Source organism: Streptomyces glaucescens (assembly GCF_002154375.1).
Taxonomy (GTDB): Bacteria; Actinomycetota; Actinomycetes; order Streptomycetales; family Streptomycetaceae; genus Streptomyces; species Streptomyces glaucescens.
Genome location: NZ_MUND01000518.1, coordinates 1 through 7,721, shown reverse-complemented (window position 1 = coordinate 7,721; position 7,721 = coordinate 1). Strand labels below are relative to the sequence as shown.

The window sequence follows — 7,721 nt, the reverse complement described above, 5'->3', positions numbered from 1 at the left end:
CGTACGTCGAGCTGGGTGCCCCAGCGGAAGGTACGGGCGGGCTGCTCGTCGGCGGCCGGGACGGTCACCGAGGTGTAGGAGTGCGCGGCAGCGGCCCGGATCGCGTCGGTGAGGAGATCGAGCGTGGCCCAGGACGGCGGCGGGGTGTCGGGGCCGTCCGGTCCGTCGAGACGGATCACCGCGTGGAAGTGCACCGCGCCCCGCTTCTGGAACTCGGCGACCTTGCCGTACGACAGCCGGGCGCACTCCTTCAGCTCCCGTTGCGTGAGGCCGGCGCGGGCGGCAACCTCCCGGCGGAGGCGGTTGGTGAAGCGCTGCCAGAGCTGTCCGGCGTGGTTGTTGAAGAGGACGGCCGCCGCGTAGTCGTACGTCTCCGGGTCGAGGGCGGTGCCGAGGGCGGGATCGTCGGCCTGGTGGCGGGTGCCGCAGCGGCAGACGCCCCGGTCGGGCCGGTTGTGGACCGGGCCGAACGAGGGCGACGTGAGGGTGGCGAAGACGCGCGGGTGATCCCGGACGGCGGCGGGAACGTCGCGGCGGTCGTCCCCGGCCAGGCCCGCGCGGATGAGGTGGTACGTATCGCCCGCGTAGGTCCAGGCGCAGGACGGGCAGCGGGAGGCGCGGCGGTTTCCGCAGGCGAGGCGGAGCCGTCCGCCGGGTTCGCCCTCGGTGGAGTAGTGGTGCAGGATCTCGCCGGTCGTCTTGTCCTTGTGGAGCACCCAGCCGCGCAGGTGGATCGGGTCGGCGCAGCCTCCGGTACGGCGGATCTGCTCGTGCCAGCGGTGGTAGTCAGAGGCCGAAGCCACCCTCAGCAGGTCGCGGAGGGTGGCACGGTCGAGCAGCGCGTCAGGCACGGGCGCCCTCCGGAGTATGGCGGGCGGGGGCGGTGCCGGTGCCCTGGCAGGCCGGGCAGTGGGCGGTGATGGTGCGCAGGTGGCCACGGACATCTCGGCCGCCGAGGGTGACGGCGACGGAAGCGAAGCCGTCGCAGGCCGGGCAGATCCTCGGCGGGGGCGGGGTGCGGTGCGCCATGATGGTGGTTCCTTTCGATTGCGGTTGGAAGGAACGGCCCCGGGTGGCGGCGTGCTTGGCGGCTTGTGCGCCACCCGGCGGCCGGTCAGTGAGAGGTGCGCACGCCCCGGCGGCCACGGCCCTTGGCCGCGTACATGGCCGCATCAGCGGCGGCGAGGGCATCGGTCAGAGCAGGCACCGGCAGCTCCGCGACCGGGCAGACGCCGACAGAGGCGGCCAACGGCAACGCCGCGCCGTTGTAAGGCAGAGGCCGGTGAAGTGCGGCAGTCAGCGCGTCGAGGTCAGCGGCGGCCAGGTCGCGGACGACCGCCACGAACTCATCCCCGCCCAGGCGTCCGGCGATCCCGTTGTGTCCGCACCAGGCGCGAAGCCGGTCGGCGGTCTCGGCGAGGGCGGCGTCTCCGGCGGCGTGGCCGTAGGTGTCGTTGAGGGACTTGAAGTGGTCGAGGTCGACCAGGAGGACGGCGGCGCGCGGGTGCCGGCGGATGAGGTGTTCGGCGCGGGCGGTCCATCCGGCGCGGGTGTGCAGGCCGGTAAGCGGGTCGCGCCGGGCGGCGGCGAGACGGCGGGTGAGGATGCCGCCGTGCACGGCCCAGCCGAGTAACGGCACGAGGGTCGCGGCTATCTGCGCTTCCATGGCGTTTCTCCTTGCGATGGCGGTTGGGTGAGCGGAACGGTCTGCCCGGTGGCGGCGGCGTGCTTGGCGGCTTGTGCGTCGCCCCGGTGGGCCGTTCAGCGGCGGTGCTGAGAGGTGAGGAGCGAGCGGACGACCAGGGCGCAGACGGCGACCGAGGCGGCGGTGACGGCCACGGCCAGGAGCATGGAGACCAGGACGGTGCCGACGACCAGGACCACGGCGGTGCCACCGCCGACGAGGGTGAGCGCGGTGCCGGGGGTGAGCTGGACCGTGGGCCGGGACGGCGTCACTGCGGCCGGGGCCATGGGTGCCGGCGGCAGGACGTGGGCGGCCGGGGTGATGGTGGTCGGCTCGATGACGGCGGGCGGGGTGACGATGCCGGTGGGCTGGGGCATGGTCGGGAGCTTGGGCCGGAACATGGGCGGATCTCCTTTCTCGCGGGTTACTTGACGGCGGTGTCGACGATGGGGGCGAAGAGGCTGTCGGCGAGGAGGTAGCCACCGAGGAGGAGCACGGCGACGAGCCACCAGGGCGGGCGGATGAGCTTGCAGCCGAGCCAGCCGACGACGATCAGGGCGAGCCAGAGCGGGACGTCCACGGGTGGCCTCCTAGCGGACCTTGCAGCGGTGGGTGCGGGCGGCGAGCTGGGCGGCGGACTGGCTGGAGTAGTCGGCGGACCAGCCGCAGCCGTCGTTGCTGCACACGGCGGCGTGCTTGGTCTGGCCGTGGCGGTCGCGGTGGGTGCCGATCTGCACCGGGCCGATGCGCATCACGGAGTGGAAGAAGTCACGGGCGGGCATGTCAGTCGGTCTCCTCTCGGGTCGTGGCCGGGTCGGGGAAGGCGGCGCGAATGCCAGCCGCGGTGGCCGGGTCGGCGGTGCGGCGGGCGGCCTCCTCGGCGAGCAGGTGGGCGAGGAAGGGCCGGTTAGCGGCGGCCATCTCGCGGGCGGCGTCGAGGTGGTCGGCGGCGGTCAGGTCGGCCGGGTCACGCGTCACAGGTCAGCTTCCTTCCAGGTCAGGCGAGGTGGGCTGCGATGGTGTCGGCGAGCTGGGCCGGGACCCCGAGGCGGGCGCGCAGAGTGTCCGTGTCGATCTGGGCACCGGTTCGGGCCTGGTGGTCGGCGGCGACCTTCCGGGCGTGGTCGACAAGGGCAGCCGGTACCGGCGGGGCCGGGCGTGGTGCCGGGTCGATGGCCGGGCGGACCGGGGCAGGCTCGTCGGAGGCCGGGGTGACCGGGGCCGGTTCCGGCTCGGCAACGGCGGCCGGTTCAGGTTCGATCTCGGGGTCAGCCCGAGGAGCCGGGTCCGGAGCGGCGGGTGCCGGCGGAACGGGCGCCCGGTCCCCGGCGGAATGGGCGAGGAGGGTGCCGCCGAGGAAGGCGAGGGCGGGCCATCCGGCGATGCCGAGGCGGAGCGGCGCGGGCGGGTCGGCCAGGTCGAGGAAACCGGCGGTGGCCACGTTCGCGCCGAGCGAGGCGAACAGCGCGACCAGGAACCAGCACCAGGCCAGCCGGGACGGTCCGTCCGAGCGGAGCCGCCGCCAGGCGGCGACCAGGAGCAGGTCGACGCTGACCGGGTAGGCCCATGCCTTCCAGCCGTCCTGTCCGGCAGCGGCGGCCAGGTCGTGCAGGTGGGCGAAGGACAGGGCACCGGCAATGACGGCCTGAATCAGGACGGCGTCGACGCGCAGGGCGGGGCGGGCCATCAGGCCACCTCACCGGGGTACGGGGGGCCGTCGTTGGGGTCGTAGCCGGGCGGGAAGGTGCCGGGCGGCGGTTCGGGAAGCGAGACGGCCAGGGACGGGCTGACGGCTTCCACGAAGTCGAGGTCGGCGCCGGTCATGTCGGCGTACAGGGCGAGTTGCCCGAGGAGAAGCACGGTGCGGGCGAAGTCGTCGCAGTCGGGGCACATGAGGGGATCTCCCTTCTACGGGCGTGGTCAGGCCGTGACAGGAGCCGTCTTGGACAGCGGCACCGGGGCCGCCGCAGGTGTGCCGGGCAGGACGGGCCGGAACGGGGCGAGTTCGGGCAGGTCCGGGGTCCGGTCGGCGTGCCGGTTGCAGATGTTGACAGCCTGGCGGAGCGAGGTGTGCGGGGCGCGGATGCGAGCCCATCCACCGGTCGAATCGCCGGTTATGGCCACGCCGGGCAGGTCGGTGGGAATCTGGATCGCGGCCAGCACGGCGTCTGGGGCGATGTCGCCGAACGCCATGTTCGCGGACGTCTCGTCGTTGACGCGGTGGGCGGTGCGGCCGGTGAGCTGGGCGCGGAGCATGGTGATGCCCTTGCCGAGTTCGGAGCCGAAGCGCTGCCCACAGATCTCCAGATAGATGCCGGCCGCGCGGCCGAGCTGGGCGAGGCGGACCAGGGCGGTGATGATCCGGTCCCGGCGCTTCTCCTCCTCCTTGTTGGCGAACAGGGCGAGTTCGGCGACCTCGTCGACCAGGACCACGATCGGCACAGGCCGTAGTTCTTCCGGCAGGCTCCAGATGTCGGCGGCGATCTCCGCATCCGGTACGTCAGCGGTGATCCGCTGCTCGGCGCGGATGAGCTGATAGACGCCCTCCATCCGGGCCACGAGGGCATCGAGGACTTCGGCGGCGGCGTCGGGGGTGTCGGCGAGCGCGGAAAACCGGCGGGCCAGCGGGAACAGCTCCACCCCCTGCTTGCAGTCGATTCCGACCAGGGCGACCCGTTGCGAGGCGAGCGCGGCGACCAGGTTGCGCTGGTAGACGGACTTGCCTGACTCCGTGGCGCCGAGGGTGAGGGCGTGGGGTATCGACCGGTAGTCGCGGTAGTGGACCGAGCCGTCTTCCCGCAGGGCGACGGGTACCCGCATCGGACGAGTGTCGGTCTTGGCCGGCATCTGCACCCGCTTGAGCACGTCGTAGCCGGTCATGCGGACTTCGACCACGCCCGAGCGCAGCTCACGCGAGGTGACGCTGTACATGGCGAACGAGTGCCGGAGCCGGTCCGCGGAGGCGGCCACGTCGAAGGCGTCCTGACCGGGCCGGAGCTTGAGCCGAAGCACCAGGCCGGTCCGGGTCGGCCGCACGCGGAGGATGCGCGGAGCGCGAGGGCCGGGAACGGGCCGGTTGGCGACCCTGGCCAGGGTCAAGCGCCAGCGCGAGGGCGGAACCGTCAGACCGCAGGCGTCCATGACCGAGCCGTAGCGGACCAGAACCCGGAGGACGGCGAGGGTGACCCCGAAGGTCAGCCAGTACCAGGCGGGGCGCCGCCACCGCAGGAGACCCGCAGTGGCGACGACCAGCACGAGAGCGACCGTGAACCCGGTCACGGTCAGGCCGCCTTCGAGGTTGCGGCGGTGTCGACCAGGGAGGTCACGGCGACCGCGCGGAAGGCGATGCCGTGCCGCTTCTGGCCGTTGAAGTCGTTCTCCCACGGCCGGGCGATCAGTCCCGTGAGCGCGACCGGTGTGCCCATGGTCAGCTCGCCGGAGATGCCCGTTTCCGGCACGGTGACGGCGAGGATCTCGACCTCGTCGTTCGCGGCGAACATGACGTCCACGACCATCAGCTTCGCGCCGGTGTCGGCGTCGGTGGCGATCTCGCCGGTACGGCGGTCACGGACCTTGGGCTGGGGGGTCTTGGCGACCATCACGGTCGCGGCGGAGGTGTCCACGGGGATCTGACGCATCGTCTTGTCTCCTGAAGAGTTGAGCCTCTGACCGACGTCCCGTCGGTGAGATCAGGAGACCGCGAGGAGGGGTGGACGCATCACGGTCCGTGTGGACGTTTAGGGACGTCTGAGGTACCGTCAAAACGTCCCTACGGGTCCCCGGAGGAAGGGCACGTCATGGCGAACGAGCGTCTGCGCGCGGCGATTTCGGCGAAGGGCGAGACGATCCAGTCCGTTGCCGAGCACGTCGGAGTGGATCCCAAGAGCGTCGAGCGCTGGATCACCACCAACCGGACTCCCCACCGGGGGCACCGCTGGAAGGCCGCAAGCTTCCTCGGGGCGGACGAGGTCTATCTCTGGCCGTCAGCCGAGAAGCAGGCCGAGAAGGCGAGCGCATCCGAGCTGATCACGTACTACCCGCACCGCGGTGCGGTCCCTGCCCCGCTGTGGTCGTCCCTGATCGAGAAGGCGACGGACCAGGTCGACATCCTGGTGTACGCGGGACTGTTCCTGTTCGACAGTCACCCGGACCTGCCGGACCAGTTGGCCGAGAAGGCGAAGGCCGGCGCGCAGGTCCGCATCCTGCTGGGCGACCCGGAGTCCGAGGCCGTCCGCCAGCGCGGCGAAGAGGAGGGCATCGGCGACGACCTCGCGGCGCGGGCTCGGATCACTCGCCGGTACCTGCAACCCGCCATGTCGACGCCCGGCGTCGAGGTCCGCCTGCACGACACGATCCTCTACAACTCGATCTACCGGTTCGACGACGACGTGTTGGTGAACCCGCACGTCCTCGGAACTCCCGCCGGACAGAACCCGGTGATGCACTTCCGGTATCTCCCGGGAGCGAGGACCTTCCGGCACTACATGCGGAGCTTCGACTACGCCTGGGAGCGGGGCCGGGCGGCATAGCAGGCCCCGGACGTGCAACGCTGAACACATGGCCCGTGTCGACTACTTCAACGATCCCAACGCCCCGAAGGCGAACAGCCTCGTTCCCTCCGTGACCGCCGTCGCCCGCAACGAGGCCGGCGAGGTCCTGCTGATTCACAAGACCGACAACGACCTCTGGGCCCTGCCCGGCGGCGGCATCGACCTGGGCGAGTCGGCCCCGGACGCAGCGGAACGCGAGACGAAGGAAGAGACCGGCTTCGACGTGGAGGTGACCGGCCTCGTCGGCATCTACACCAACCCCGGCCACGTCATGGCGTACGACGACGGCGAAGTCCGCCAGCAGTTCTCCATCTGCTTCCACGCCCGCATCACCGGCGGCGAGCTGCGGACGAGCAGCGAGAGCAAGGAAGTCGCCTTCGTCGACCCGAGCAGGCTGGACGAGCTGAACATCCACCCGTCGATGCGCATGCGGATCGAGCATGGTTTGGCTGACCGGGCAGCCCCGTACATCGGCTGACGTCCTCGGTAGGGTCCAGCCATGAATGAGACCGAACCGTCTGTGGAGGCGGCCAAGGGCCGAGTGCCCCTGTGGCTAGACCCGGACGACCTGCGATGGCTGGCTAGCCACTGCTGCTGTCCCACGGACGCATCCGACGAGGAGAAGGAGCGCTGCGGACGCCTACGGTTCCGCGCCAGCGCAGCGCTGCATAAGCACGGCCACTCCCACTGACTAAGCGATCAGGAGCCGAGGCCGAGGCGGGTACGTGTCCGCTCGACAGCCGCACCGAGGTACGGCCGCGCCTTGCTGATCGCGTTGTGGACTTCGGAACCCGGCTCATAGCGGACCAAGATCTCGTCGATCCGGGTATCGAAGTCGAAGGCCTGTCCGGCGGGGCCGGTCGTCATGTCAGCGAAGATCAGAGCGTCTAGAACTGGCGAGTCCTCCCGCTCGTAGACCGCCAGCTCAGCTGAGAGTCCACGCTGTTCGGCCTCGTACACGGCGCCGGAGTGATGAGCGACCAGCTGCACCAGGCGCGCCGGCGCACCCAGTGATTCGAGGTGGCGAGCCCCGTCGAGGGGATGGAACCCGGTGTCACGCAGCTCGGGCGCGTAACCGATGTCATGCAGCCAGGCGGCAGCAACGAGGAGATCCCGGTCCGCCTCGGACACAGCCGCGGAAGCTTCGCGAGCCCGAGCAGCCACGGCCTGAGTGTGCAGCCAGCGGTTCCCGAGCGGAGGAAGCAGGGACTCGGCGAGTTCGGCCGCTCCCTGAGGCGTGTCCAATGCAGAAGGCATGCATGGAACGGTAGCCGAGCCGAGCAGCGAGCCGACAGGCCACGATCGAGGGGTATCGATCAGGCGCGGTAAGACTTTCCCTACTTCATCGAGCCGACAGGCCACGATCGAGGGGTATCGATCAGGCGCGGTAAGACTTTCCCTACTTCATCAAGGCCCGCGCACGGCGCGGGCGCGCGCCGCCTCTGCGGCGCGGCCTGCCTCCTGTCTGCGCCCCGGCTGGCCGCGCC

At 71.1% G+C, this 7,721-nt stretch carries 14 protein-coding genes; 2 read left to right on the top strand and 12 right to left on the bottom strand.

Going from position 1 to position 7,721, the window contains the following annotated elements:
• The 11 genes from CCN42_RS30135 to CCN42_RS30085 form a co-directional block, all read right to left on the bottom strand.
• A partial coding sequence (locus tag CCN42_RS30135; RefSeq protein WP_339384440.1) for a replication initiator occupies nt 1–851 on the bottom strand: 851 nt, incomplete at its 3' end.
• Complete coding sequence (locus CCN42_RS30130) at nt 844–1,029, bottom strand: hypothetical protein (protein WP_086740369.1); 186 nt, start codon at nt 1,027–1,029, stop codon at nt 844–846. The genes CCN42_RS30135 and CCN42_RS30130, both read right to left, overlap by 8 nt.
• An 85-nt stretch (nt 1,030–1,114) precedes the next feature.
• Nucleotides 1,115–1,666 carry a GGDEF domain-containing protein gene (locus tag CCN42_RS30125; protein ID WP_086740367.1) on the bottom strand — a complete coding sequence of 184 codons (552 nt, stop codon included), beginning with the start codon at nt 1,664–1,666 and terminating at the stop codon, nt 1,115–1,117.
• A gap of 95 nt (nt 1,667–1,761) precedes the next feature.
• On the bottom strand, nt 1,762–2,085 hold the full coding sequence (locus CCN42_RS30120; RefSeq protein ID WP_086740365.1) for a SpdD-like protein: 324 nt from the start codon (nt 2,083–2,085) through the stop codon (nt 1,762–1,764).
• Nucleotides 2,086–2,108: 23 nt separating this feature from the next.
• Complete coding sequence (locus CCN42_RS30115; protein WP_086740363.1) at nt 2,109–2,264, bottom strand: hypothetical protein; 156 nt, start codon at nt 2,262–2,264, stop codon at nt 2,109–2,111.
• 10 nt (nt 2,265–2,274) lie between these two features.
• Entirely contained in the window at nt 2,275–2,466 is a 192-nt protein-coding gene (locus tag CCN42_RS30110) for a mobile element transfer protein (RefSeq protein WP_086740361.1), read from the bottom strand.
• 1 nt (nt 2,467) lies between these two features.
• Entirely contained in the window at nt 2,468–2,662 is a 195-nt protein-coding gene (locus tag CCN42_RS30105; protein ID WP_086740359.1) for a hypothetical protein, read from the bottom strand.
• Nucleotides 2,663–2,681: 19 nt separating this feature from the next.
• Nucleotides 2,682–3,371 (bottom strand): DUF2637 domain-containing protein, encoded by a 690-nt coding sequence (locus CCN42_RS30100; protein ID WP_086740357.1) that lies wholly within the window; start codon nt 3,369–3,371, stop codon nt 2,682–2,684.
• Nucleotides 3,371–3,577: a hypothetical protein gene (locus CCN42_RS30095; RefSeq protein WP_086740355.1), complete on the bottom strand. Its 207-nt coding sequence runs from the start codon at nt 3,575–3,577 to the stop codon at nt 3,371–3,373. Before CCN42_RS30095 ends, CCN42_RS30100 begins: the two co-directional genes overlap by 1 nt.
• Before the next feature lie 27 nt (nt 3,578–3,604).
• Nucleotides 3,605–4,963: an FtsK/SpoIIIE domain-containing protein gene (locus CCN42_RS30090; RefSeq protein ID WP_086740353.1), complete on the bottom strand. Its 1,359-nt coding sequence runs from the start codon at nt 4,961–4,963 to the stop codon at nt 3,605–3,607.
• A gap of 2 nt (nt 4,964–4,965) precedes the next feature.
• Nucleotides 4,966–5,322: an SCO3933 family regulatory protein gene (locus CCN42_RS30085; protein WP_086740352.1), complete on the bottom strand. Its 357-nt coding sequence runs from the start codon at nt 5,320–5,322 to the stop codon at nt 4,966–4,968.
• Nucleotides 5,323–5,481: 159 nt separating this feature from the next.
• Between CCN42_RS30085 and CCN42_RS30080 the strand changes: the two genes are divergently transcribed.
• Nucleotides 5,482–6,213 carry an XRE family transcriptional regulator gene (locus tag CCN42_RS30080; protein ID WP_086740350.1) on the top strand — a complete coding sequence of 244 codons (732 nt, stop codon included), beginning with the start codon at nt 5,482–5,484 and terminating at the stop codon, nt 6,211–6,213.
• Nucleotides 6,214–6,241: 28 nt separating this feature from the next.
• Complete coding sequence (locus CCN42_RS30075) at nt 6,242–6,712, top strand: NUDIX hydrolase (protein ID WP_086740348.1); 471 nt, start codon at nt 6,242–6,244, stop codon at nt 6,710–6,712.
• Nucleotides 6,713–6,933: 221 nt separating this feature from the next.
• Here the strand turns inward: CCN42_RS30075 and CCN42_RS30065 are convergent, their stop codons facing one another.
• Entirely contained in the window at nt 6,934–7,491 is a 558-nt protein-coding gene (locus tag CCN42_RS30065; protein WP_086740345.1) for an HDIG domain-containing metalloprotein, read from the bottom strand.
• Between the last annotated feature and the right edge of the window lie 230 nt (nt 7,492–7,721).